Source organism: Streptomyces sp. NPDC058663, from assembly GCF_042716745.1.
Lineage (GTDB): Bacteria > Actinomycetota > Actinomycetes > Streptomycetales > Streptomycetaceae > Streptomyces.
In genome coordinates this window covers 20898-44741 of sequence record NZ_JBHXRV010000064.1, presented here as the reverse complement: position 1 = coordinate 44741, position 23844 = coordinate 20898, and the positions used below count along the sequence as shown (strand labels likewise).

Annotated in this window: 22 protein-coding genes; 9 read left to right on the top strand and 13 right to left on the bottom strand. The window is 70.3% G+C overall.

Annotated elements, in window-relative coordinates:
- Positions 1–41: 41 nt before the first annotated feature.
- The 3 genes from ACFWVV_RS33665 to ACFWVV_RS33655 form a co-directional block, all read right to left on the bottom strand.
- Positions 42–1919 (bottom strand): SpoIIE family protein phosphatase, encoded by a 1878-nt coding sequence (locus ACFWVV_RS33665; protein WP_384346444.1) that lies wholly within the window; start codon positions 1917–1919, stop codon positions 42–44.
- Between the two features lie 285 nt (positions 1920–2204).
- A complete protein-coding gene (locus ACFWVV_RS33660) occupies positions 2205–2909 on the bottom strand; it encodes a DUF402 domain-containing protein (RefSeq protein ID WP_384346440.1) in 705 nt (234 codons plus the stop codon).
- 218 nt (positions 2910–3127) lie between these two features.
- Positions 3128–4519, bottom strand: coding sequence for a class II fumarate hydratase (locus ACFWVV_RS33655; RefSeq protein WP_384346437.1), 1392 nt, complete (start codon positions 4517–4519; stop codon positions 3128–3130).
- A gap of 107 nt (positions 4520–4626) precedes the next feature.
- Between ACFWVV_RS33655 and ACFWVV_RS33650 the strand changes: the two genes are divergently transcribed.
- On the top strand, positions 4627–6174 hold the full coding sequence (locus tag ACFWVV_RS33650; RefSeq protein WP_384346434.1) for a ricin-type beta-trefoil lectin domain protein: 1548 nt from the start codon (positions 4627–4629) through the stop codon (positions 6172–6174).
- Positions 6175–6849: 675 nt separating this feature from the next.
- Here the strand turns inward: ACFWVV_RS33650 and ACFWVV_RS33645 are convergent.
- Positions 6850–7191, bottom strand: coding sequence for a winged helix-turn-helix transcriptional regulator (locus tag ACFWVV_RS33645; protein WP_384346431.1), 342 nt, complete (start codon positions 7189–7191; stop codon positions 6850–6852).
- A gap of 118 nt (positions 7192–7309) precedes the next feature.
- Between ACFWVV_RS33645 and ACFWVV_RS33640 the strand changes: the two genes are divergently transcribed.
- Positions 7310–8203, top strand: a complete 894-nt coding sequence (locus tag ACFWVV_RS33640) for an NAD(P)-dependent oxidoreductase (RefSeq protein WP_384346429.1) — start codon at positions 7310–7312, stop codon at positions 8201–8203.
- A 21-nt stretch (positions 8204–8224) separates the two neighbouring features.
- Here the strand turns inward: ACFWVV_RS33640 and ACFWVV_RS33635 are convergent, their stop codons facing one another.
- A complete protein-coding gene (locus tag ACFWVV_RS33635) occupies positions 8225–9892 on the bottom strand; it encodes a fumarate hydratase (protein WP_384346426.1) in 1668 nt (555 codons plus the stop codon).
- 224 nt (positions 9893–10116) lie between these two features.
- Here ACFWVV_RS33635 and ACFWVV_RS33630 point away from each other — a divergent pair, with 224 nt between their 5' ends.
- Both ACFWVV_RS33630 and ACFWVV_RS33625 read left to right on the top strand, forming a co-directional pair.
- Positions 10117–10797, top strand: a complete 681-nt coding sequence (locus ACFWVV_RS33630) for a DUF1707 domain-containing protein (RefSeq protein WP_384346423.1) — start codon at positions 10117–10119, stop codon at positions 10795–10797.
- A 137-nt stretch (positions 10798–10934) separates the two neighbouring features.
- Complete coding sequence (locus ACFWVV_RS33625) at positions 10935–11318, top strand: WhiB family transcriptional regulator (RefSeq protein ID WP_384346420.1); 384 nt, start codon at positions 10935–10937, stop codon at positions 11316–11318.
- Between the two features lie 117 nt (positions 11319–11435).
- Here the strand turns inward: ACFWVV_RS33625 and glpX are convergent, their stop codons facing one another.
- The gene (gene glpX, locus ACFWVV_RS33620; RefSeq protein WP_384346417.1) at positions 11436–12467 is read right to left on the bottom strand and encodes a class II fructose-bisphosphatase; all 1032 of its coding nucleotides are present in this window, start codon (positions 12465–12467) and stop codon (positions 11436–11438) included.
- 237 nt (positions 12468–12704) lie between these two features.
- Here glpX and ACFWVV_RS33615 point away from each other — a divergent pair, with 237 nt between their 5' ends.
- Complete coding sequence (locus ACFWVV_RS33615) at positions 12705–13319, top strand: DUF4245 domain-containing protein (RefSeq protein WP_384346414.1); 615 nt, start codon at positions 12705–12707, stop codon at positions 13317–13319.
- A gap of 77 nt (positions 13320–13396) precedes the next feature.
- On the opposite strand, the gene ACFWVV_RS33610 is transcribed toward ACFWVV_RS33615, so the two are convergent.
- The gene (locus ACFWVV_RS33610; RefSeq protein ID WP_384346411.1) at positions 13397–13987 is read right to left on the bottom strand and encodes a malonic semialdehyde reductase; all 591 of its coding nucleotides are present in this window, start codon (positions 13985–13987) and stop codon (positions 13397–13399) included.
- A 137-nt stretch (positions 13988–14124) separates the two neighbouring features.
- Entirely contained in the window at positions 14125–16077 is a 1953-nt protein-coding gene (locus ACFWVV_RS33605) for a transglycosylase domain-containing protein (RefSeq protein ID WP_384346408.1), read from the bottom strand.
- 533 nt (positions 16078–16610) lie between these two features.
- On the opposite strand from ACFWVV_RS33605, the gene ACFWVV_RS33600 reads away from it, so the two are divergent.
- The gene (locus tag ACFWVV_RS33600) at positions 16611–17774 is read left to right on the top strand and encodes a hypothetical protein (protein WP_384346405.1); all 1164 of its coding nucleotides are present in this window, start codon (positions 16611–16613) and stop codon (positions 17772–17774) included.
- A 150-nt stretch (positions 17775–17924) separates the two neighbouring features.
- Here the strand turns inward: ACFWVV_RS33600 and ACFWVV_RS33595 are convergent, their stop codons facing one another.
- Both ACFWVV_RS33595 and ACFWVV_RS33590 read right to left on the bottom strand, forming a co-directional pair.
- Complete coding sequence (locus tag ACFWVV_RS33595; protein ID WP_384346402.1) at positions 17925–18179, bottom strand: Txe/YoeB family addiction module toxin; 255 nt, start codon at positions 18177–18179, stop codon at positions 17925–17927.
- Entirely contained in the window at positions 18176–18457 is a 282-nt protein-coding gene (locus tag ACFWVV_RS33590; RefSeq protein WP_384346399.1) for a type II toxin-antitoxin system Phd/YefM family antitoxin, read from the bottom strand. Before ACFWVV_RS33590 ends, ACFWVV_RS33595 begins: the two co-directional genes overlap by 4 nt.
- A gap of 413 nt (positions 18458–18870) precedes the next feature.
- Between ACFWVV_RS33590 and ACFWVV_RS33585 the strand changes: the two genes are divergently transcribed.
- Entirely contained in the window at positions 18871–19098 is a 228-nt protein-coding gene (locus tag ACFWVV_RS33585) for a type II toxin-antitoxin system VapB family antitoxin (RefSeq protein WP_384346396.1), read from the top strand.
- Entirely contained in the window at positions 19099–19515 is a 417-nt protein-coding gene (locus ACFWVV_RS33580) for a PIN domain nuclease (RefSeq protein ID WP_384346393.1), read from the top strand.
- A 333-nt stretch (positions 19516–19848) separates the two neighbouring features.
- Here the strand turns inward: ACFWVV_RS33580 and ychF are convergent, their stop codons facing one another.
- On the bottom strand, positions 19849–20937 hold the full coding sequence (gene ychF, locus ACFWVV_RS33575; protein ID WP_384346390.1) for a redox-regulated ATPase YchF: 1089 nt from the start codon (positions 20935–20937) through the stop codon (positions 19849–19851).
- Between the two features lie 299 nt (positions 20938–21236).
- Here ychF and ACFWVV_RS33570 point away from each other — a divergent pair, with 299 nt between their 5' ends.
- Complete coding sequence (locus ACFWVV_RS33570) at positions 21237–21884, top strand: DUF6542 domain-containing protein (RefSeq protein ID WP_384346387.1); 648 nt, start codon at positions 21237–21239, stop codon at positions 21882–21884.
- A 113-nt stretch (positions 21885–21997) separates the two neighbouring features.
- On the opposite strand, the gene ppgK is transcribed toward ACFWVV_RS33570, so the two are convergent.
- A complete protein-coding gene (gene ppgK, locus ACFWVV_RS33565; RefSeq protein ID WP_384346385.1) occupies positions 21998–22735 on the bottom strand; it encodes a polyphosphate--glucose phosphotransferase in 738 nt (245 codons plus the stop codon).
- Between the two features lie 56 nt (positions 22736–22791).
- Positions 22792–23793, bottom strand: coding sequence for a 4-hydroxy-3-methylbut-2-enyl diphosphate reductase (locus tag ACFWVV_RS33560; RefSeq protein ID WP_384346382.1), 1002 nt, complete (start codon positions 23791–23793; stop codon positions 22792–22794).
- Between the last annotated feature and the right edge of the window lie 51 nt (positions 23794–23844).

Sequence of the window (23844 nt, the reverse complement as noted above, 5' to 3'; positions counted from 1 at the left end):
GCACCGAAAGGTGCCGCCCGCCGCTCTCCTGCTCCGTACGGCTACCTCTCCCGCGCCTGCCCGTCGGGTGCGGGGCCCGGCAGGCCCAGCTCGAACCACACGACCTTGCCGCTGCTCAGCCGGGTGGCACCCCACTTGCGGGTCAGCCGGTTCACCAGGAACAGGCCGCGCCCGCCTTCGTCGGTGTCGCGCGCCCGCCGCTGCCTCGGCAGCTGCGGGGAGTCGTCCCCGACCTCGCAGCGCAGTACGTCCGTGCGCAGCAGGCGCAGCGTCACCGGCCGTTCCGCGTACCGCACGGCATTCGTCACGACCTCGCTGACCAGCAGCTCCACCGAATCGCTGAGCTCCTCAAGGCCCCAGCGCTCCAGCGCCCTGCGGGCCAGCCTGCGGGCCCGTCCCGGAGCCTGCTCCTCCGGTTCCAGGAACCAGTACGCGACGTCGCTGGGCGCGATCCCGTCGAAACGGGCCGCGAGCAGCGCGATGTCGTCGTCCCGGTCACCGGGCCCGAGCATGTCCAGGACGTCGTCGCAGAGCGCCTCCAGCGGCGGCGGATGGTCAGGACCGGTCAGCTGGGCCGTCGCGGCGAGCCGCTCCCGCAGCTGCTCGATGCCGGTCCACACGTCCCGCAGCCGGGACTCCACCAGGCCGTCCGTGTAGAGCAGCAGGGTGGCGCCGGCCGGGGCGTCCAGCTCGACCGCCTCGAAGTCCACGCCGCCGACCCCGATCGGAGCGCCGGGCGGCACCCGCAGCACCTCGGCCCGGCCGCCAAGATGCAGCAGGATGGGCGGCGGGTGACCGGCGTTGGCGATGGTGATCCGGTGCGAGACGGGGTCGTACACGGCGTACAGGCAGGTCGCCATACGGTCCGTGCCGAGCCGCTGGGCCTGCTCGTCGAGATGGTGCAGCACCTCCTGCGGCGGCAGGTCGAGCCCGGCGAGGGTCTGCGCGGTGGTCCGGAACTGGCCCATGATCGCGGCGGAGGTCATCGAGTGCCCCATCACGTCGCCGACCACCAGCGCCACCCGGCTGCCCGGCAGCGGGATCGCGTCGTACCAGTCGCCGCCCACCCGGGCCGTCTCGGCGGCCGGCAGATAGCGGGAGGCGAGCTTCACACCGGTGGGGCGGGGCAGCGAGTCCGGCAGCATGGTGCGCTGGAGTTCGTCGGCGATGTACGCCTCGCGCCCGTACAGCACCGCCTTGTCGATGCCGAGCGCGGTGTGCGTGGCGAGCTGGGCGGCCACCAGCAGGTCGTTGCCCTCGAACGCGGCACGCTCCGGCCTGCGCAGGAAGACGGCCGCGCCGATCACCCGGCGGCGGCCCCGGAGCGGGGCGAGTATCGCGCGCCGCCCGTCCGGCAGCGCGAGGTCCCCGCCGAGCAGTTCCGGCAGCGCGATCCGGGCCGCCGACGCGTCGCCGAACACGGGCCGCACCCCGCGCAGCACCTCGGCCAGCGCACCCCCGGACAGCACCTCGCACAGCTGCCGGGCGGGTGAGCCCTCGCCCAGCGCGGTGTCGAACTCGTCGGCCACCGCCCCGGACTCGGCGAGGTCGCTGCTGCGCAACCGGTCGGTGCGCCGCAGCCGCAGCACGAACGGCACCGCGGGACGCTCGTCCCCGACCGGCAGCGGGTCCCGCAGGTACACCAGGATCGCGTCCGAGAAGGTGGGCACGGTCGCCCGGCACAGACCCAGCACTATTTCGTCGAGGTCGATGCCGCGGGCGATCCTCCGGGTGGCGGCGCCGACGAAACGCAGCCGGTCGCCCTCACGGGCCGGTGCGGGCGGTCCCGCCGGTCCGGGTACGCCGATCATCCCCACGGGCCCCTCCTCCCCCTGCTCCTGCCGGGGCCTGGCGCGCTCGTGCGGCCTGGCAACCAAGGGCTGCCGGCCTTCGTGCGAGGTGGACTGCTGCTCCGTCACGCGTGGGATTCCGTCCGTCCGGGGAGCTGGTGCGCTGCAATCGCTGGTTGCGACATACCCGCTCTGCGGGCGGCATCGACAGAACGGTGGCCTGTGAACGTTACAGACTCCCGCGGATATCCGCGCGGGTTCACGCACCGCTTCACAGATCCACCCCCCTGTGGTGACATACGGTCAGGTCCTGCTCCACGCCCGGTAGTTACTGCTCGGCCCAACCGGTGCGAGGACCATCCGGAGGACGATCCTACGGTTGGCCCCTGGGGGCGCATCAAGAGTCTCACGTCGTCATGTGCGCCGGGGGGCGGTCCCGGTCATCCGGGGCGTACGGTCCCAGTCTTCCGGCAGGGCGGGCACCCCCCAACGGGGGTCGGGCCGCCAGTTCTCCCACCCGTCGGCGAACGGAGCGCCCCACGCCTCGATCTGCCGTACGGCCGCCCGCCCCGCCTCCCGGACGCCCGCAGCCTGCCGCTCGTCCAGCAGCCCGACCCGCCGCGCCTCGGCGAACTCGTCCTCGTCCAGCCACTCCCAGCGCCGGTCGGGGGCCACCGCGATGTCCAGGAAATGGTCCTGCGAATCCACCCCGCCGACCCATCTGACCTGCGGCTCCTCCAGATTTACGTACCAGTTCCTGAACCGCCAGCCGCGGTCCCAGAACAGCCACACCGACCATGCGTCACCCGGCCGCACCAGCTTGAGCACTCCCGTGCCGAACCAGCGGGACGTAGTGGTGGTGCGGGGCTTGGTGTAGCGGGTGGCCAGCGGCTCCTGGTGGACCGAAGTGCCGTCCGCGAGCACCGGCTTGACGCACTCGGTGCCGGGCGCCATCCAGACGACGAGCAGGTCGGCGGTGTCCCGTACGACGGTCACGGGACGGCAGATGTGAATGCGCGGGGACGCGTTGTCCCGGTACCGCCAGAGGATCTGTTCGCCGGGCGCCCAGCGGTGGCCGGCGGCGGCGCCTTCGCTTCTCACATCCACGTGCTCTGTCATGAGCGGATTTTAGGAGGGCGGACCGGGTCGCGCAGCGACTTGGATCACGAGGCGGGGCGAGGGGCGTGGCGAGGGGCGGGATGGTGAGCGTACGGCAGGGGCCGGGGTGCCGCCGTCGTCTGCGGTGCCCCGGCCCCTGCTCGCCGGCCGTTGCGCCCCGGCCCCCACGGTCCGCCGTGCGGTCCGGTCCCGGCTCCCCGCCTGCGTGCCCGTCGTCGCTACGGCCGCGTCATGCCCAGTACGTCCAGGGCCTCGTCGAGCTGTGCCTCGGTGAGGTTGCCCCGCTCGACGTACCCGCCCTCGATCACGACCTCGCGGATCGTCCTGCGCTCGGCCACCGACTTCTTGGCGACCTTCGCGGCCTCCTCGTACCCGATGTACTTGTTCAGCGGGGTGACCACGGAGGGGGAGGACTCCGCGTACTCCCGGGCCCGCTCCCGGTTCGCCGTGATGCCGTCGATGGTCCGGTCGGCCAGCAGCCGGGTGGAGTTGGCGAGCAGCCTGATCGACTCCAGGACGTTCTTGGCGATGACCGGAAGCATCACGTTCAGCTCGAAGTTTCCGGCCGCGCCCGCCACCGCGACCGTCGCGTCGTTGCCCGTCACCTGAGCCGCGACCATCAGCACGGCCTCCGGGACGACCGGATTGACCTTGCCCGGCATGATCGAAGAGCCCGGCTGGAGGTCCGGGAGGTTGATTTCGGCCAAACCGGTGCGCGGACCGCTCGCCATCCACCGCAGATCGTTGGCGATCTTCGTGAGCGACACGGCGATGGTACGGAGCTGGCCCGAGGTCTCCACCAGACCGTCCCGCGCGCCCTGCGCCTCGAAGTGGTCGCGGGCCTCGGTGAGCGGCAGCCCGGTGGCCCGGGCGACCTCGGCGATCACGGCCGCCGAGAAACCGGGCGGGGTGTTGATGCCGGTACCCACCGCCGTACCGCCCAGAGGCAGTTCGGCGAGGCGGGGCAGGGAGGCGTGCAGCCGCTCCACGCCGTACCTGACGGCCGCCGCGTACCCGCCGAACTCCTGGCCGAGGGTCACCGGCGTGGCGTCCATCAGATGCGTACGCCCGGACTTCACGACGTCCGCGAACTCGGCGGACTTCCGCTCCAGGGCGGCGGCCAGATGCTCCAGCGCCGGGATCAGATCGGCGGTCACGGCGGCCGTGGCGGCGATGTGGATCGACGACGGGAACACGTCGTTGGACGACTGCGACGCGTTGACGTGGTCGTTCGGGTGCACCGGGGAGCCGAGCCGCTCGGTGGCCAGGGTGGCGAGCACCTCGTTCATGTTCATGTTGGAGGAGGTGCCGGAGCCGGTCTGGAAGACGTCGACGGGGAAGTGCTCGTCCCAGTCGCCGCGCGCCACCTCCGCCGCCGCGTCCGCGACCGCACGCGCGAGGTCCTTGTCCAGGACGCCCAGTTCGGCGTTGACCTCGGCGGCCGCGGCCTTGATGCGGGCCAGGGCCTCGATGTGGGCGCGCTCCAGCCGCTGCCCCGAGATGGGGAAGTTCTCCACGGCCCGCTGGGTCTGCGCACGCCACTTGGCGTGTGCGGGGACCCGTACCTCACCCATGGAGTCGTGTTCGATCCGGTAGTCGTCAGTCGTCATCGTTTCGCTACCTCCTGGATAAGTTGAGCGGTTGTCTTGTTCTGGGTATTCCCAAGTGCACTACCGGCCAGTAAATACCGGGGGTAACAACCAACCGGGGAGGCGCAATGGCGCGCACCAGGCACAGAACCATCCGATGCTCCGTCGCGGCCGTCGCCGCGCTGGCGGCGGCGCTCGGCGGCATGACCGCCACGGCCACCGGCACGGCGGCCGCCGCCGCACCTTCCGCACCGGCCGTCGACGTGGCGCGGGCCGCCACGCCGCTGCCGCCCGAGCTGGAGGCGATCCGCGCCGCCGAGGCCACCAAGCTGTACGGGTCGCCCGCCGAGCGGCCGATGGCCGAGCGCAGGACCGGGCTGATCTCGCTCGGCGACAGCGAGATCTCCGGGGAGGGGACGGGGACGTACGAGGCGCCCACCAACGGCCCCACCAACTGGTGCCACCGCTCGCCGGACGCCGCGATCCACAAGACCTCCATCGCCGCCGACGTGACGTACAACGTCTCCTGCTCGGGCGGTGCCACCGGAAACATCAGGATCGGCGGCAGCAAGCAGTACGCCGACGAGCTCGTGCAGAGCGACAACCTCGCCATCAAGGCCCGCAACACGAAGATCAAGATGGTGGTGCTGGTCGCCGGCGCCAACGACGACCTCCAGTTCGGTCCCGTGATGACCGACTGCGTGACCCGCTACCTCACCCTGCAGGGGCCCTGCGAGCCGAAGTACGCGGCCGGCTGGCAGGCACGCGTCGACGGACTGGTGCCCAAGGTCGAGCAGACCATCCGCGACCTGCGCACCACCATGACCGGGGCCGGGTACGCCGACTCCGACTACAAGCTCGTCGTGATGGGCTACCCGAGCCCGATCGGCCCCGACTTCAAGGACAACCCGAACTTCCCCGGCAAGCTCGTCTGCGGCGGCCTCGGCTACGACTCCGACACCGCCTGGGGCCGCAACGTGGCCGTCCCGGCCTTCGAGCGGGGCATGCGCAGGGCGGCGGCCTCCACCGGGGCCACGTACCTCGACAACTCGCGGCTCTTCCACGGGCACGAGGTCTGCTCCGAGGACCCCTGGGCGCGCGGCCTGTACATCGACCTGTCCAAGCCGGGCACCCCGGACGAGAACTCGGTCCGCCAGTCCTTCCACCCGAACATCCGCGGCCACGCCGCCTTCGCCTCCTGCCTCACCCAGCTCCACAAGTCTTCGGCGCGTGAGGCAAGTTGCGCGGACCCGGCGTCCACCGGCAAGGCGGTGCTGATTCCGGGTGCCTGGGACGACAAGTTCAGGCCACTGCGGAACGAGGCCACCGGGACATGCCTGGACGCGCCGGGCTCCGTCACCCGCAACGGCACAGCCGTGGGCGGCTGGGACTGCCACGGCGGCCGCAACCAGGGCTGGTGGTACGACACCGCGCAGAAGTCGGTGCGCACCGAACTGAGCCACGACCGCTGCCTGGACGTGCCGGGGGCCAAGTACGAGGCCGGTGCGGGCCTGGTGCTGTGGAACTGCTCCGGAGCGGCCAACCAGCAGTTCGTCCAGCAGGGCGGCACCCTGCGCCCGGCCGCGGCGAACGGCCTGTGCGTCACTCTCCCGTCGGCGAAGGACCCGCTGAAGCTGCGCGCCTGCGACGGGTCGGCGAGCCAGCGGTTCGCGTGAGGGGCGGTCCGGGGCGGGCGTGAGGCCTGGTCCCTTGTGGGGCCTGGTCCGGCGTGGGCTCCGGGCCGGGGTGGGGCCTGGCCCGGCGTGGGGCCTGGTCAGGTGTAGGGCCCGGCGGGACCTGGGGCCCGGTCCGACCTGGGGCCCGGTCCGGCGTAGGCCCCGGTCCGGCGTAGGCCCCGGTTCGGCGCGAGGGCGCCGGGCCGGGGCCTTGCCGTTGCCGGGTGGGCGAGTCGTGCTGTGGCGGGTGGTCTGCCGCCTTCGGCGGGGGATTGCCCCTCCCCGCCCCTTCCCTGAACCGCTGCCGCGGGGCTGAGGGTCCGTGCGGGTGCGTCGTGGCCGGCCGCGCAGTTCCCCGCGCCCCTGACGGGGCCGCCCCGCCCCGCCCCCGAGGACCCAGCCCTCTTGGGCGGCGGGGCCGCCCCCCGGGGGCGAGTGGGGTCTCCCCTGCTCGAGCGAAGCCGAGAGCTTGGGGAAGGGCGGGCAAGGGGGCGGCCCCCCGGCGGAGCCGGGCCGGCCCCGGTTCCGTCCCGGCTCCGCTCCCGCCCCCACGCCCCCTTACCTCCCGGTAATCACCCACCAATTAGTGCGTACTTGATCCCGCACACCCTTGGGGGGAGCCTGGGTCCAGGCGGCCAGCTCGGCTGGCCGACCGACCGGCCGACCGAACCCGCCCTACCCCACCTCCTCCCGCTCCTCCAACATCCTCAACCTCCGCGCCCCCCACACCCCCAACGGCTCCAGCGCCACCTGCAGCTCCTTACCGCTCTCCGTGAGCGAGTACTCCACCCTCGGCACCGCGGTGTCCTCGTACACCTCCCTGTGCACGATCAAGTCCGCTTCCATTTCGCGCAGTTGCTGCGTGAGCACCTTCTCGCTCACCCCGGCCAGCTCCCGCCGGATCGCCCCGAAGCGGCGCGGCCGCTCGTGCAGCGCCCACAGGATCAGCACCTTCCACTTGCCGTCGACCACGTCGATGCCCGCGTCCAGCCCGCACTGATACGGCAGCTTCCTCAACTCACCACACCCGCCCCTCGCTCCGTCACGCCCTCATCCCGCCATGTCCCCGTCCCGTCACGCCCTCATCCGGGCGTGTCTTCCACCAGTCCTGCCTTCACACCAAAGGGAGATCACCATGAATACCGCACCCACCCGCACCCGTCCCGTCACCGTCCTCGGTCTCGGCCCCATGGGCAGAGCGCTCGCCGGAGCGCTGCTCGCGGCGGGACACCCCACCACCGTGTGGAACCGCACCGCCTCCCGCGCCGATTCCCTGGTGGCCCAGGGAGCCGTACGGGCCGGGACCCCCGCCGAGGCCGCGCGCTCCTCCGACCTGGTCGTCGTCTGCGTCCGCGACTACGGGGCCGCGCTCGACATCCTCGGACAGGCAGGCGACGAACTGAAGGGGCGTACGGTCGTCAACCTCACCGCCGACACCCCCGACCGCGCCCGCGAGGCCGCGGCCTGGGCGGAGAGCCACGGAGTGACGTACCTGGACGGCTCGATCATGAGCCCCAACGTCACCATCGGCACCCCGCACGCGGTCCTCCTGTACAGCGGCCCCGAGGACGCCTACGAGGCCCACCGCGAAACGCTGGACGCGTTCGCGGGGACGGCCACCTACCTCGGCGCCGACCCCGCCCGCGCCGCCTCCTACGACGTCGCGCTCCTCGACCTCTGGTGGACCTCCGTCAGCGGCCTCGTGCACAGCATCGCGCTGGCCCGCTCCCAGGGCGTCGCCGCCACCGACCTGGCCCCCTTCGCCAAGAACATCGGCAACCTGCTCACCTCCGTCATCGACGAGCTCGCCGCGGAAGCCGACGCGGGGGTCCACCCCGGCACCGACAGCACCCTGGTCGCGGCGGCCGCCGACCTGGCCCATGTGGCCCACGCCTCGGAGGAGGCCGGCCTCGACGCCTCCGTACTCCGCGCGGCACAGGCCGTCGCCGAGCGGGCGATCGCCGAGGGCCACGGCGACGAGAACACCCTCGGCATGCTGGACACCATCGCCGGAGGGGGCACCCGGTAGCCGCCCCCGGCCGCAGGGCCGTTACGCCATGCCAGGACCCCGCACGGGAATGCTCGTCAGCAGCGGCGGCGCGGCCGGGGCGGTGAAGAAGTCGTTGCCCTTGTCGTCGACCACCACGAACGCCGGGAAGTCCTCGACCTCGATCTTCCAGACCGCCTCCATGCCGAGCTCCTCGTACTCGACGACCTCGACTTTCTTGATGCAGTCCTGGGCGAGGCGGGCAGCGGGGCCGCCGATGGAGCCCAGGTAGAAGCCGCCGTGCGTGCCGCACGCGTCGGTGACCTGCTTCGACCGGTTGCCCTTGGCCAGCATCACCTTCGAGCCGCCCGCAGCCTGGAACTGCTCCACGTAGGAGTCCATCCGTCCGGCCGTCGTCGGGCCGAAGGAACCGGAGGCGTACCCCTCGGGCGTCTTCGCGGGCCCGGCGTAGTACACCGGGTGGTCCTTCAGGTACTGCGGCATCTCCTCGCCCGCGTCCAGCCGCTCCTTGATCTTCGCGTGCGCGATGTCACGGGCGACGACCAGCGGTCCGGTCAGCGAAAGGCGGGTCTTGACCGGGTACTTGGTCAGCTCGGCGAGGATCTCGTCCATCGGCCGGTTGAGGTCGATCCGGACGACGTCCTCCTCCGCGTCCAGGTGCTCGTCCGTGGTGTCGGGGAGGAACCGCGCCGGGTCCTTCTCCAGTTCCTCCAGGAAGACGCCCTCGGCGGTGATCTTCGCGGTGGCCTGGCGGTCCGCCGAGCAGGAGACGGCGAGGGCGACGGGGAGGGACGCGCCGTGCCGGGGGAGACGTACCACCCGCACGTCGTGGCAGAAGTACTTGCCGCCGAACTGGGCGCCGATGCCGATCTTCTGCGTCAGCTCGAAGACCTTCTGCTCCAGCTCCTGGTCGCGGAAGCCGTGCCCGGTCGCGGAGCCCTCGCCCGGCAGCTCGTCGAGGTAGTGGGCGGACGCGTACTTCGCGGTCTTCAGCGCGAACTCGGCCGACGTGCCGCCGACCACGATCGCCAGGTGGTACGGCGGGCAGGCGGCCGTGCCCAGCGAGCGGATCTTCTCCTCCAGGAACTTCATCATGGAGGCCTCGTTGAGGACCGCCTTCGTCTCCTGGAAGAGGAAGGACTTGTTGGCCGAGCCGCCGCCCTTGGCCATGAAGAGGAACTTGTACGCGCCGCCGTCGGTCGCGTACAGCTCGATCTGGGCCGGCAGGTTGGAGCCGGTGTTCTTCTCGTCCCACATGGTCAGCGGGGCCATCTGCGAGTAGCGCAGGTTGAGCTTGGTGTACGCGTCGAAGATGCCGTGCGAGAGGGCCTTCTCGTCCTCGCCCTCGGTGAGTACGTTCTGCCCGCGCTTGCCCATCACGATCGCCGTGCCGGTGTCCTGGCACATGGGCAGCACGCCCGCCGCCGCGATGTTCGCGTTCTTCAGCAGGTCCAGGGCGACGAACTTGTCGTTGCCGGAGGCCTCCGGGTCGTCGATGATGCGGCGCAGCTGCGCCAGGTGCGCGGGGCGCAGGTAGTGCGAGATGTCGTGCATCGCCTCGGCGGCGAGCGTGCGCAGCGCCTCGGGCTCGACCTTGAGGAACGTACGCCCGTCGGCCTCGAAGGTGGAGACACCCTCGGCGGTCACCAGCCGGTACGGCGTGGAGTCCTCTCCCAGCGGCAGCAGATCGGAGTACGCAAACTCTGGCATTTCGGCCATTCCTCACTAGGCAGGCAGACAGCGGCACACACCTCCATTGGCGCGGCGCGCCCCCCAGCGTATGACGCGGGCGCGACGACGGACCGGTGAGGTCCGCCTCACCCGCACCCGTATTCCCGAACCCCCTCCGCCCGGTACCCCGAACCTCCTCCGCCCCGTACCTGAACCTCCTCCATCCCCTGTCGCGATCTATCGCGTGTCGGTACGCTGGGCGGGTGGACCTAGAGAAGAAGCCCCAGCCGCCCCTTCCGGCCATGGAGCCTGCCGCGGCTCCCGCGCTGCGCGCCTCCGACGCGGACCGCGACCGCATCGCGGACATCCTGCGCGACGCGATGGCGGAGGGCCGCCTCGACGCGGAGGAGCACGGCGAGCGCATCGACGCCGTCTACCGCGCCAAAACCGTGGCCGAACTGGAGCCGCTGGTACGGGACCTGCCCGCCCCCGGCGGTCGTCCGGAGCCCGCCGCCGCAGCCGCGTACGACCCTTACGACAACGGCGCCCCGGCCCAGCCCACCGAGAACCTCGTCGCGGTCTTCAGCAGCTCCACCCGCAAGGGCCGCTGGCGGGTGGCACCCCGCATCAGCGCCTTCTCGCTCTTCGGCAGCGTCGAGATCGACCTGACCGAGGCCCTGTTCGCCCAGCGGCTCACCACCATCAACGCCACCTCCGTCTTCGGCAACGTCGAGGTGCGGGTCCCGGAGAACATCACCCTGCGCGGCAACGGCAGCGGGATCTTCGGCAACTTCGAGGTCCGCACCCTGGAGTCGGCCGACCCCGAGGCCCCCGTGGTGGTCGTCAACGGCATCTCGGTCTTCGGCAACATCGAGGCCAAGCCCAAGCGCGGCAAGCTCATCGCCGACCTGCACGATCGCCTGCGCAAGCACCTCGGCCACTGACGGAACGCCGGCTTCCGGCAGGGCGACACGCCGTACGCGTACTGGACACGGTTCGAAACCCTGTGCATAGGCGTGCGCACAGCGGGTAGGGACTGCGCATCGTCGCTCGCTCGCGAAGCCGTCGTCAGGAGTAGACCGTGCTGCAACCGCCGCATCAGTCCTTGCAGGTCGCCACCGTGCCCGCGCAGCGCGCGCCGGGGCCGGTCCGTGATCAGCGGGACCAGGCCGGCCCCTGGCACACGGAGGCGGTGTGCCGCCGGGACGAAGCCGGGCTGTTCTTCGCCCCGTCGAAGGAACCGACCGCGTCCAGGCTGGCCCGCGAGGAGGCCGCGAAGCGGGTCTGCGCCCGCTGCCCCGTGATGACCGCGTGCCGGGAGCACGCGCTGCTCCAGCCCGAGCCGTACGGCGTGTGGGGCGGTCTGACCGCCGCCGAGCGCCGGGTGGTGCTCGCCAGGCGGCGCAGGCGCGAGATGGAGCTCAAGGCCGCCCCCGGCGCGGGGGAGCAGCGCATAGCGGGCTGACGCGCGCATACGCAAAGGGTCGGGGCGGTCCCTTCCGGAATTCCGGAGGCGACCGCCCCGACCCTTTGCGTGCGACGTGCGACGTGCGGCAGTCGCCGCGGTACGTCTACTGCACGTCTACTTCGCGCGGTCGAAGTCGATGGCGCTGTACGCGCGCAGCTTCGAGAGGCGGTGCGTGGAGTCGATCTGGCGGATCGTGCCCGACTTGGAGCGCATCACCAGGGACTGGGTGGTGGCGGTCGCCGAGCGGTAGCGGACGCCCCGCAGCAGCTCACCGTCGGTGATGCCGGTGGCGACGAAGAACACGTTGTCACCGCTGACCAGGTCGGTGGTGTGCAGCACCCGGTCCAGGTCGTGGCCGGCGTCCAGCGCACGCTGCTTCTCGGCCTCGTCCTTGGGCCACAGCTTGCCCTGGATGGTGCCGCCCAGGCACTTGATCGCACAGGCGCTGATGATGCCCTCGGGGGTGCCGCCGATGCCCATGAGCAGGTCGACGCCGGTCCCTTCCCGTACCGCCATGATCGAACCGGCGACGTCGCCGTCCGAGATGAACTTGATGCGGGCCCCGGTCTCCCGGATCTCCTTGACTATCCCCTCGTGGCGGGGACGGTCCAGGATGACGACCGTGACGTCCTCGGGGGTGGAGTTCTTGGCCTTGGCGACCCGGCGGATGTTCACCGAGACGGGGGCGTTGATGTCGACGAAGTCCGCCGCCTCCGGGCCCGTGACCAGCTTGTCCATGTAGAACACGGCCGACGGGTCGAACATGGTCCCGCGGTCGGCGGCGGCCAGTACGGCGATCGCGTTCGGCATGCCCTTGGCGTTCAGCGTGGTGCCGTCGATCGGGTCGACCGCGATGTCCACCTCGGCGCCGGTGCCGTCGCCGATCCGCTCCCCGTTGAACAGCATCGGGGCTTCGTCCTTCTCGCCCTCGCCGATCACCACGACGCCGTTCATCGACACGGTCGAGACCAGGGTGCGCATGGCGTTGACCGCCGCACCGTCCGCGCCGATCTTGTCGCCGCGGCCGACCCAGCGGCCGGCGGCCATGGCGGCGGCCTCGGTGACGCGGACGAGTTCGAGGGCCAGGTTGCGGTCGGGGGCCTCGGCGGGAACTTCGAGCGGCGAAGGGAGCTGGTGCTCGGTCATCGGATGCGCACCTTTCTGTACGGCTACGGCGGCGACGGCCGGGAGAATCCGGGACGTGATCCGGGTGGAACCCGGGGTCAGGACGGTGGGGACGGTCCTGTGACTCTATCCGTACATCGACAAAATGAGCAGAGCGGGTCACGTATGAGCGGCATATCGGGCACGTGCCGTCTGTCGGACGTGTCCCTCGCGGGGGTTCGTTGCGGAGCGCGGAAGGCCATGGGGGACCATGGGGGAGTGGCAGCGAAGCGTGGCAATCAGAAGGTCCGGGACATGGTGCTCTCGATGGCGGTCATCGGCGCCGTCGTCGCCGGCATCTACACCGTCATCCCGCACGACGAGAAGGCCGACCCGCTCAAGACGGTCGACTACCGGGTCGAACTGAGCACGGCCCAGCGGTCCGCGCCCTACCCGATCATGGCGCCGCAGGGCCTGTCCCAGGAGTGGCGGGCGACCTCGGTGACGTACCGCGGCAACGAGAACAAGGCCTGGCACCTCGGCTACCTCGACCCGCAGAAGGAGTACGTCGCGGTCGAGCAGTCCGTCGAGAACCCCGCCAAGTACGTGCCGAAGGTCACCTTCTCCGCCAGGAACAGCGGCCGGACGCAAGCGGTCGGCGGGGTGACCTGGCAGGTCTGGGAGGGCGAGAAGTACGACGCCCTGGTACGCACCGACAAGGGCGCGACCACGGTCGTCATGGGCACGGCCCCGCAGGCGCGCCTGCGGGAGATGGCGGCGGCCCTGAAGGCGGAGCCTGCGGAAGCGAAGCCGGACGGGACGAAGCCGACGGAGACGGCGGGGTCCGGGCCGGCGGGGGCCACGCCGGCGGGGGCGAAGCCTTCCGGTTCGTAGCGAATTCCGGTTCGTGGCGAAGGGGCCGCCGCACCGGATCGGTGCGACGGCCCCTTCGGGGTACGGCCGGGACCTGCTCAGACGGTGGTGATGACCTCGTCGTAGGAGAGCCGCGGGGAGCGCGGGAACCAGGCGTCCTCGCCCGGCTTGCCGATGTTCACGACCATCAGCGGGGTGTGGTCGTCGTCCAGGAACTCCTTCTGGACACCGGCGAAGTCGAAGCCCGTCATCGGGCCTGCGGCCAGACCGGCGGCGCGGACGCCGACCAGGAAATATCCGGCCTGCAGGGTCGCGTTGACCAGTGCGGCCTGCTCGCGGACCGGACGCTCGGAGAAGAACGCGTCCTTGGCCTGCGGGAAGTGCGGGAACAGGGCCGGGAGCTCGTTGTGGAACTCGTTGTCGGCGGAGAGGATCGCGACCAGCGGGGCAGCGGCGGTCTTCGGCTGGTTGCCCTCGGCCATCAGGGCCACGAGACGCTCGCGGGCCTCGGGGGAGCGGACCAGCGTCACGCGCAGCGGCGACTGGTTGAAGGCGGTCGGACCGAACTTGACCAGGTCGTAGATCGCCTGGACCTGCTCCTCGGTCACCGGCTCGTCGGTGAACGTGTTGGCGGTGCGGGCCTCACGGAAGAGGAGGTCCTGGGCGGCGGGGTCAAGAACGAGGGACATGCGTGCTGCCTTCCGGAATGCAGTGGATCAAGCGATGCCCTCACCGTAGAACAGCTTTAGGTTAAGTTTCAACTAAACGCGGATGATCGTGGCGCAGTTCACACGCCCCACCCGTGCGAGTCCCACGGGTGGCAGCATTACGGGCTCCGGGGGCCGTCGCTCTGCGGGCCCCCGCTCCGCAGTGCCGCCGAGGTGTAGGTCTCCCAGACCCGCTGGGCGAGTGCGTTGCCGTGCTCCGTCCCCGGCCCGCCCACGTCGCGCATCGGCAGGAGCTGCGGCACGTCCGGCTTGGTGCGGAACAGGGCGACGGCCGTGGTGAGGTCCTTGGCCCGGCCGACGAACCAGGCCGACTGCAGGTGGTCGTCCTTGCCGGTACGGCCCGCCGCGACCGGCCCGAGCGCCAGCCGGTCGGCCGGGGAGAGCGAGGAGCGGGCCATCGCGGCACCGCCGACGTCGAGCAGGGTGCTGTGGACCTCCAGGGCGAGTTCGGGTGGCAGCGCGGAGCGGCGGACCGGCCTCGCGAACCCGGGGATCTCGTGGCCGTCCCGCTCGACCCTGGTGACCGAGTACGGCTCGACGCTCTGCCCGTCGTTGCCGAAGGTCGTGTACGCGGAGGCCATCCGGATCGCGCTGGGGGTGGAGGTGCCGCGGGGGAAGTCCGCCGCCTCGGGGCGGGGCATGCTCGCCTCGTGCAGACCGGCCGCGACCGCGGTGTCCTTGACGTTCTGGGGACCGACGTCCTTGCCGAGGCGGGTGTACGTGACATTCCCGCCGCCCTTGACGAGGGCGTCGCGCAGGGTGGTGCGGGAGGCGCGGTCGAGTGTCGCCTGCGGGTCCAGTTCGAGCTGGGCCGGCAGCATCGGGTCGTCCGGGTTGCGGATGCCGCTCTTGTCGTAATAGCTGTTCGTCGTGACTCCGTAACCCTTGGTGGTGCCGTGCTTGAGGGCGGCCGCCAGGACGAACGGCTTGAAGGCGGAGCCGGCCGCGACGCCGGCCGTGTCGGCGTTGTTGCTGAAGCGGCGTACCGCGTCCTCGCCGCCGTACGCCGCGGTCACGGCACCGTCGCTGGGCCGCACGGACGCGGCACCCACCTCGACGTGCTGGTCCTGCTGCCGCTTCTTCGGATCGAGCCCCTGGGCGCGCATGCGCTGCACGGCCTGCTCCAGCTCCCGCACCCCGTCCTTCTCGAAGGTGGTGCGAATGCGGTAGCCACCGCGGGAGAGGTCCTTGTCGGTCAGCCCGGACGCCTTCTTGATGTGCTTGTTGGCGATGTCGACCAGATAGCCGGTCTGCCCGCCGAGACTGGTGGGCCTGGTCCGCTTCAACGGCTCGGGGAAGATCGTGTACGTGTCCCGCTGCGCCTTCGGCAGCTTCCCGGTCTCCACCTGCCGGTCGAGTATCCACGCCCAGCGCTGGACGGCCCGCTCGTGGTTCTTGCCGCTGCCGGCCGGATCGTACTCTTCCGCGCCCTTGAGCAGCGCGGCCAGTACGGCGGCCTGGCTCGGGTCGAGTTCCTTCGCCGGAATGCCGTAGTAGGCACGGGCCGCGGCCTGGATTCCGTACGCCCCCCGCCCGAAGTAACTGGTGTTCAGATACCCCTGCAGGATCTCGTCCTTGCTCTTCTCCCGGCTCACCTTGAGCGAGATGAAGAACTCCTTGGCCTTGCGGGTGAGGGTCTGCTCCTGCGTGAGATAGGTGTTCTTCACGTACTGCTGGGTGATGGTGGAACCCCCCTGCACGTCGCCACCGCCGACGGCGGTCTTCAGGGCGCGCAGCAGGCCGGACACGGAGACGCCCATGTCCTCGTAGAACCCCTCGTTCTCCGCGGCCACGACCGCGCGCTCGACGGAGTCGGGTATCTCGGCGAGGGAGATGTCACGCCGGTGGACCGCCCCGACGCTGACCATGTGGCTGCCGTCGGCCCAGTAGTAGTCGGTGGCCTGCTGCCTGGCCTCCTTGTTCTCCAGCGGAATGTCCACGCTGAGATACCCGACCGTGAACACCGCCACCACCAGCCCGAACCCGCCCCCGAAGGACCACAGCACCACCCGCCGCGAAGGCACCCACCGCCGCCACCCGGCCTTCGGCACCTTGGGCTCCGCGCACGTCCCCTCCGGCCCGCGGCTCTTCCGCCGCCGGACAACGAACCTCCCTCCGTCCGTACCGGCCCTCTTACGACGCAGGGAGACGACGCACCGTGCACGCCTGTGGGTGGGGGGAACCATGCTCCGGCGACTCCTCGGTCACGGCCCGCGACGCCCTGCCGCGGACACCTGAGGGGAGGTGCCGAAACGGTCTCCAGGTTGTCCCGGGAAGGTCACGGATTCGCCCGACGGCCCAAAATTCATTTCAGGAATCAGGCCAGAGCGGGGAGTTGGGGACATCTTGGCGGGGCCGGCGTGGGGGACTCATGGTGAAGGGGACTCGTGGTGAAGAGGGCTCACGGCGGAGGGGACTCACGGCGGAGGCCGGACCACGTGACCACATGCGGTCGGCGGAAGCCGCCGGACGGTGTCGGCGTAAGCTGCCGGACGGTGTCGGCGGAAGCCGCCGGGGCAGCCCGCGCCGATGTCCGGGCCTGCCCGCCCGCCCCGGACACACGGGTGGCTGCTTCCATGGCGCCATGAGCACTGTGTACGAGACCGCCACCCTTCTCCCCGACCCGGCCCAACTCCGCGCCCATCTGCGCGCATTGGCCGTCCTTGACGCCGCGATCTGCGAGGATCCGCGGTTCTGCCCGTACACCTTCGACGCCGCCCGGGGTCCTGGCCAGGAGGCGGCCCTGATGGAGAACGGCTCGGGGGACGACTTCTGTGTCCTCTTCACCCCGGCCGGCGTGCTCATACGGGGCTTCGACCACGAGTCGCGGATGAGTCCGTACGCGACGGACGACGAGGAGGTGTGGCCCGGTGTCATCGACGACGTGCCGGCCGCGCTGCGTCCGCTCCTGGACGACCCCGCCTTCCGCGACGAGGACATCGACGCGTCCCGGGTCACCGCCTGCCTGTGGCGGGAGAGCGGTGACACCGTCTGGCGCACCGGCACGAGCCTCGCCTTCCCCCCTGGCAGCGAGGACCCGGACGGCTCCCGCCACCTCTTCCGCCTCCTCACCGACAGGTCCCCCGAAAGCGTTCAGGCCCATTTCGAGGACTACTACGGGCGCCCCGTTCCACTTGACGCCATTCGCCACGTCCTGGCCGGCCATCCCCTGACCCCCGCGCTCTCCCATGCCCTCAACCCGTCCGCCCTCTCGGACGACGCGCTGCTCCGCAGGATCGCCGCACATCCGGAGGTCGCCTCCTACCTGTCCTGGGACGGCGAGTTCGATCCGGCCCGCGCCGACCCGATCGAGTCGATCGCCCTGCCCAACGGCCTCACGGTGGAGCCCGTCGCCGGCTGCAACGCGGGCGGCACCCACTACCTCTGCGGACCGGCCGTTCCCGACGGCCCCCGCCCCGTGCTCTACACCGACTCCGAGGGCCGGGCCGCCCTCATCGGCGAGTCCCTGGCAGAGGCCCTGACCCTGGCCATCGTCCTCCCGTCCTGGCACGACGCCCTGGCGGGCTTCCGGCCCCCCGCCCTCAACGCCGACTATCTCGACGACCACCCGGACCACCCGGCCGTCCGCGACCGTCTCCTCGCCGCACTTCGTTTGCCCCCGGCCACCGACCAGGAAGTGCTGGACCGCCTCCTCACCACGGCCGCCCGCACCGTCCCCCACGGCTTCCTCCCGTACGTTCCCGGCGAGGAGGAGCCCCTCTTCGAGTCGATGCTCGAACGGCGTTGACCGCCCGGACCCGACAGCTGCTGGGGCATCCGGAAAGGGCCCCGGATCTCTGCCGCACGCTGATGCGGGAATACCTGAACCTGTTCGAGTCCGCCGGTGCTTGGCGGCCGCCACTCGGTGCCACCTGCTGGAGCAGCAGCGGTGCAGCACTCAGTAGTGGTAGCGAGCTGCCAGGATCACGAGCTCCTTGTCCGTGACCAAGTAGACGAGGCGATGCTCGTCGTCGATCCGCCTCGACCACACCCCGGGCAAGTGGTACTTGAGCGGCTCGGGCTTGCCGATCCCCGTGAAGGGATCACGCTTGACGTCCGCGATGAGCTTGTTGATCCGAGCGAGCATCTTGCGGTCGTTCTTGAGCCAGGACGTGTAGTCCTCGCAGCCCTGATCCTCGAAGACAAGCCTCACGCGGCACCCGCACGAGGATCTGCCGCGTCCGGATCGATCAGCTCGCGCTCCGACACGTTGATGTTGCCCAGTGCGTTCTCGTACGCCTTGAGGAGTCGCCGTGCGTTCGTGGGCGAACGGAGCAGGTACGAGCCCTCGCGCAGCGCCGCGTAGTCCTCGGCTGAGACGAGCACGGCGTTGCCGTGCTTGGAGACGATCTCGATGGCCTCGTGATCGTCGTTGACCTTCTTGATCAGCGGAAAGAGAGCCTTGCGGGCTTCGCTCGCAGTTATGGACATGGACTGACTCCCTACATCAAGTGGTACTCAATGACGTACCACTCGCGGCCATCTCGGACGAGGCCAAGTCAATGACGGGCCATCAGAAAACTCAGCACCATCCCAGCACGGGAAACCACAAGGGGCCGACTCTCGGAGGAGCCGACCCCATCTGACCTGCATGCTTGCCAGGCTGCCAACGTGGTGTTATTACATCCGCTCAGACGTTGAAGCGGAACACCGGAACCAGATTTTTGACCTGCGGAAACACCGGAGCAGCGGTGTAGATCCAGCCAGAATCCAGCCGCCGGAACGGTGGGGCGACCAGCCGCCCCCGGCCGCTGCCCTGCTCTCCTGCCGCAGGACTCGCAACGAGAACGACACCATTCGGTGCTACCGTTTGGTGTCGCTTGTTTCTCTGAGGGGAGTCTTGGATGTCCCGGACAATGATCGATCTGGACGACGAGATGGTCGCGCAGGCCAAGGAGATATACGGCACGAAGACCAAGGCAGCCGCCGTGCGTGCGGCTCTGGAGGATGCCGTGAAGCGCCGTCTCCGCCAGCAGTTCATCGACGCCGTCAAATCGGGTGAGCTCGACTTCGGTGAGATCGTCGAGAACACGAAGGTGATCGACCCCGGCCAGGACACGAGGGCGGTCTGAGTGAACGCTCCGTTCCTGGTCGACAAGTCGGCCCTCGCCCGCTGGCACCTGCCGCTGGTTGCTGCCGCCCTGGACCCGCTCCACGAACGAGGACTGCTGGCGATCTGCCCCGCCGTCGAGTACGAACTCATGTACAGCATTCGCGGAAAGAGCGAGGCCCCCGCCGTTGCGGCATGGCTACGGGGCTTCGACTACCTCTACGGCGACGACCGGGTCTTCGATCGCGCCCTGGAGATTCAGCGTGCCGCCATCGAGCGTGGCTTTCACCGTGCGCTGTCCCTCCCGGACCTGCTCGTCGCCGCGACCGCCGAACTGAGCGGCGCAGTCGTCCTCCACCACGATGCCGACTACGACATGATCGTCGGCATCACCGGGCAGCGCTGCCAGTGGGTCGTGGAGCCGGGAACGGCCGACTGACGCACCACGCTCCGCCGTCGGATTCGGTGCCGGCGGTAGATGCCGCACGGCATCTACGTCCGGGCCTCGCAGTCAGCCGGAACACCCCAGCCGCGAAGCCGTGCGGCCCCACGAACACTTGCTCGCCGCACAGCACCGTCCAGCCAGAATCCAGCGTCCGTTCTCCGAACGGCGCCAAGTCGCAGCCCCCATAGTGCCCCTGAACTGCGGGAATCTATCCGGTCATCTCGCGAATCCCACCCTTGAACATTCCGCAGGAATTCCACCGCACTGGAACGCAAAAGGCCCCCTGAACTGCGGAAACGCAGACCAGGGGGCCACTGTTCGAAAACCTCACACGTTGAAGCGGAACTCCACCACGTCCCCGTCCTGCATGACGTACTCCTTGCCCTCCATGCGGGCCTTGCCCTTGGCGCGGGCTTCGGCGACCGAGCCCGTTTCGACCAGGTCGGCGAAGGAGATGACCTCCGCCTTGATGAAGCCCTTCTGGAAGTCGGTGTGGATGACACCGGCTGCCTCGGGGGCCGTGGCGCCCTGGGGGATCGTCCAGGCGCGGGTCTCCTTGGGGCCTGCCGTGAGGTAGGTCTGGAGGCCGAGGGTGGCGAAGCCGACGCGGCCGAGGGTGGCCAGGCCGGGCTCCTCCTGGCCCATCGACTGGAGGAGTTCGAGGGCCTCCTCGTCGTCGAGTTCGATCAGCTCCGACTCGATCTTGGCGTTGAGGAAGATGGCCTCGGCCGGGGCGACCAGGGCGCGCTGCTCGTTCTTGAAGTCCTCGTCGACCAGCTCGTCCTCGTCCACGTTGAACACGTAGAGGAACGGCTTGGTGGTCAGGAGGTGCAGCTCGTGGAGCAGGTCGCCCTGCTCCGTGCCCTTGGTGATGCCCGCGGAGAAGAGGGTCTGGCCCGACTCGAGGATCTTCTGGGCCTTCTCGACCGCGGCCAGCACCGCGACCTTCTCCTTCTGGAGGCGGGACTCCTTCGTCAGGCGCGGCACCGCCTTCTCGACGGACTGGAGGTCGGCCAGGATCAGCTCGGTGTTGATCGTCTCGATGTCGTCCTTGGGGGACACCTTGCCGTCGACGTGGACGACGTTCTCGTCCTTGAAGGCGCGGATGACCTGGCAGATCGCGTCGGACTCACGGATGTTCGCGAGGAACTTGTTGCCGAGGCCCTCGCCCTCCGAGGCGCCGCGGACGATACCGGCGATGTCCACGAAGTCGACCGTCGCGGGAAGGACCTTCTGCGAGTTGAAGATGCCCGCGAGGACGGCCAGGCGCGGGTCCGGGACACCGACGACACCGACGTTCGGCTCGATGGTGGCGAACGGGTAGTTGGCCGCCAGCACGTCGTTCTTGGTCAGGGCGTTGAAAAGGGTCGACTTGCCGACATTCGGCAGGCCGACGATTCCGATCGTGAGCGACACGTTGGCGACTTCCCGTTGCGGAGAGAGAGGAGCGGGTAGCGGCCCGGGGCGGGCCGACCGATCCCCCAGTTTACGGGCGGGGCCGTGGAGTGTCGTACGGGTGGCGGGGAGTGGCTCGGGGGCGGACCGGAGTGGCTGGGGGAGAGTGGGCCGGAGTGGCTCGGGGAGTGGACCGGTGGCCCCGGGGGTGGTCCCGTGCGGGCGGTTCGTGGCCGGATGGGATCGAACTCAAGCCCAAGCTCAGTCAAAGGGCGTGTCCAAGCCCGGATTCCGCCGGTCCGGCGACCTACGTTGGTCCGGTGGAGCAACCGAAGACCCGTCCCCGCCCCCCGCAGCGCGAGCCGCACCGGATCAGCGCGCGCGGGGTCGCCGCCGCGCGCGTCCGCCGGGCGGGGGTCCGGCCGGAGCGGCGGGTGGCGCCCGTGGTGCTCGCGCTGCGCCGGCTGCCCAACCCACGGCTGACCGGACTCGGGAGCGGGCTCTTCGCCGCGGCGACCATGTTCGTGCTGGCCTGCCTGGTCCAGCTGCTGTTCGACGGCTCGGCCGTCGTCTACGGGGTGCTGTTCCTGCCGGTGAGCCTGCTGACCGCGCTCTGGGTGCGGCCCGCCGACCTGGTGACCGCGCCCATCAGCGTGCCGATCGCCTTCGCCTGCGGGCTGCTACCCATCGCGGGCGGCAGCGACGGGCTCGGCAGCCGGTTCATGGCCGTGGTGACCGCCCTCGCCGTGCACGCCGGATGGCTGTACGGGGGCACGCTCATCGCCGGGCTGGTCTCGAGCGTACGGAAGATCCGGCTGATGGGGCGCAAGCGGCGGCAGCAGGCCGTGAGTGCACAGCCCGTCGCCGTCGCCGCACCCGTCGCCGTACCTCCGCGGGCCGCCGCCACCGCCCTGCGCACGCGTCCGAAGCCGGCGGCCGTCCGGCGGCAGCGGCCCCGGAGCGACTAGCGGAGGGTGCGGACGGCCCCGGAGCGATGAGCCTGGGGTACGGGCGGCCCCGGAGTGATGAGCCTGGGGTACGGGCGGCCCCGGAGCGATGAGCCGGGGTGCGGGCGGCCCCGCTAGTGCTTCGCCGCGGCCATCGCCGCTCCCACGATTCCCGCGTTGTTCTGCAGCTGGGCCGGGACGATCTCCGCGCGGACGCCCTCGATCAGGGGGAGGAACTTCTCCGCCTTGCGGCTCACTCCGCCGCCGATGATGAACAGGGACGGCGAGAAGAGCATCTCGACGTGCTTCAGGTACTTCGTGACGCGCTTGGCCCAGTGCTCCCAGCTCAGGTCCTCGTCCTCCTTGGCCTTCGTGGAGGCGTGCTTCTCCGCGTCGTGGCCGTGCAGCTCCAGGTGACCCAGCTCCGTGTTGGGGACCAGCTTGCCGTCCAGGAAGAGGGCGCTGCCGATGCCCGTACCGAAGGTGAGCAGGAAGACGGTGCCGTCGCGGCCGGCGCCCGCGCCGAAGGTCATCTCGGCGACACCCGCCGCGTCCGCGTCGTTCAGCACGGTCACCGGGCGGCCGAGGCGCTCGGCCAGCAGCGCTCTGGCGTCCAGGTCGACCCAGCCCTTGTCCACATTGGCGGCGGTACGGGTGACGCCGTCCGTGACGACTCCGGGGAAGGTGATGCCGACCGGGCCCGACCAGCCGAAGTGATCGACGACTTCCTTGACGCCGTCGATCACACTCTCCGGCGTGGCCGGGTGCGGCGTGAGTACTTTGTGCCGCGGCTCCGCCAGGTCGCCCCGCTCCAGATCCACAGGAGCGCCCTTGATGCCGGAACCGCCGATGTCCACTCCGAACACGTTCATGGCCCCCACGTTACGACGGACCACCGGCAGTCACCCAAGGGCCGGGGCGCACGGACCTACTTGCTGCCGAGGGCGGCGGCCTCCGCGCGCAGGTCACGGCGCAGTTCCTTGGGCAGCGAGAAGGTGATCGACTCGTCGGCCGTCTTCACCGTCTCCACGTCGCCGTAACCGCGCTCGGCCAGGTACTCCAGTACGCCCTCGACCAGTACGTCGGGTACGGAGGCGCCCGAGGTCAGGCCGACCGTGCTGACGCCCTCCAGCCAGGTCTCGTCGATCTCGTTCGCGAAGTCGACCAGGTGCGCGGCGGGGGCGCCGGCGTCCAGGGCGACCTCGACCATGCGGATGGAGTTGGAGGAGTTCTTCGAGCCGACGACGATGACCAGCTCGGCGTCCTCGGCCAGCTTCTTCACCGCGATCTGGCGGTTCTGGGTGGCGTAGCAGATGTCGTCGCTGGGCGGCGAGAGCAGGTTCGGGAACTTGTTCTTCAGGGCGTCGACCGTCTCCATCGTCTCGTCGACGGAGAGGGTGGTCTGGGAGAGCCAGACCACCTTCGACTCGTCGCGGACGGTCACGTTCGCGACGTCCTCGGGGCCGTCGACCAGGGTGATGTGGTCGGGGGCCTCGCCGGAGGTGCCGATGACCTCCTCGTGGCCCTCGTGGCCGATCAGCAGGATGTCGTAGTCGTCCTTGGCGTACCGGACGGCTTCCTTGTGGACCTTGGTGACCAGCGGGCAGGTCGCGTCGATGGTGGCGAGCTTCCGCTCCGCGGCCTCGGCGTGCACGGTCGGGGCGACGCCGTGCGCGGAGAACATCACGATGGAGCCCTCGGGGACCTCCGCCGTCTGTTCGACGAAGATCGCGCCCTTCTTCTCCAGGGTCTGTACGACGTACTTGTTGTGGACGATCTCGTGCCGGACGTAGATCGGCGCGCCGTACTGCTCAAGGGCCTTCTCCACGGCGATGACGGCGCGGTCCACGCCCGCGCAGTAGCCGCGGGGAGCGGCCAGCAGCACACGCTTGGCAGACGGGCGGGCAGGCGTAGAAGTCATGCCTCCCATCGTAAGGCCGTGCCCGACAGGCCAAAGATCGCGTCCGGGGCAAGACTGGAC

What these genes read in the sequence shown, in the direction of transcription:
- ACFWVV_RS33660 (WP_384346440.1), bottom strand. Translation starts at nt 2,909, where the DNA reads ATGACAGAGCACGTGGATGTGAGAAGCGAAGGCGCCGCCGCCGGCCAC.
- ACFWVV_RS33655 (WP_384346437.1), bottom strand. Translation starts at nt 4,519, where the DNA reads ATGACGACTGACGACTACCGGATCGAACACGACTCCATGGGTGAGGTA.
- ACFWVV_RS33650 (WP_384346434.1), top strand. Translation starts at nt 4,627, where the DNA reads ATGGCGCGCACCAGGCACAGAACCATCCGATGCTCCGTCGCGGCCGTC.
- ACFWVV_RS33640 (WP_384346429.1), top strand. Translation starts at nt 7,310, where the DNA reads ATGAATACCGCACCCACCCGCACCCGTCCCGTCACCGTCCTCGGTCTC.
- ACFWVV_RS33635 (WP_384346426.1), bottom strand. Translation starts at nt 9,892, where the DNA reads ATGCCAGAGTTTGCGTACTCCGATCTGCTGCCGCTGGGAGAGGACTCC.
- glpX (WP_384346417.1), bottom strand. Translation starts at nt 12,467, where the DNA reads ATGACCGAGCACCAGCTCCCTTCGCCGCTCGAAGTTCCCGCCGAGGCC.
- ACFWVV_RS33610 (WP_384346411.1), bottom strand. Translation starts at nt 13,987, where the DNA reads ATGTCCCTCGTTCTTGACCCCGCCGCCCAGGACCTCCTCTTCCGTGAG.
- ACFWVV_RS33600 (WP_384346405.1), top strand. Translation starts at nt 16,611, where the DNA reads ATGAGCACTGTGTACGAGACCGCCACCCTTCTCCCCGACCCGGCCCAA.
- ACFWVV_RS33590 (WP_384346399.1), bottom strand. Translation starts at nt 18,457, where the DNA reads ATGTCCATAACTGCGAGCGAAGCCCGCAAGGCTCTCTTTCCGCTGATC.
- ACFWVV_RS33585 (WP_384346396.1), top strand. Translation starts at nt 18,871, where the DNA reads ATGTCCCGGACAATGATCGATCTGGACGACGAGATGGTCGCGCAGGCC.
- ppgK (WP_384346385.1), bottom strand. Translation starts at nt 22,735, where the DNA reads ATGAACGTGTTCGGAGTGGACATCGGCGGTTCCGGCATCAAGGGCGCT.
- ACFWVV_RS33560 (WP_384346382.1), bottom strand. Translation starts at nt 23,793, where the DNA reads ATGGGAGGCATGACTTCTACGCCTGCCCGCCCGTCTGCCAAGCGTGTG.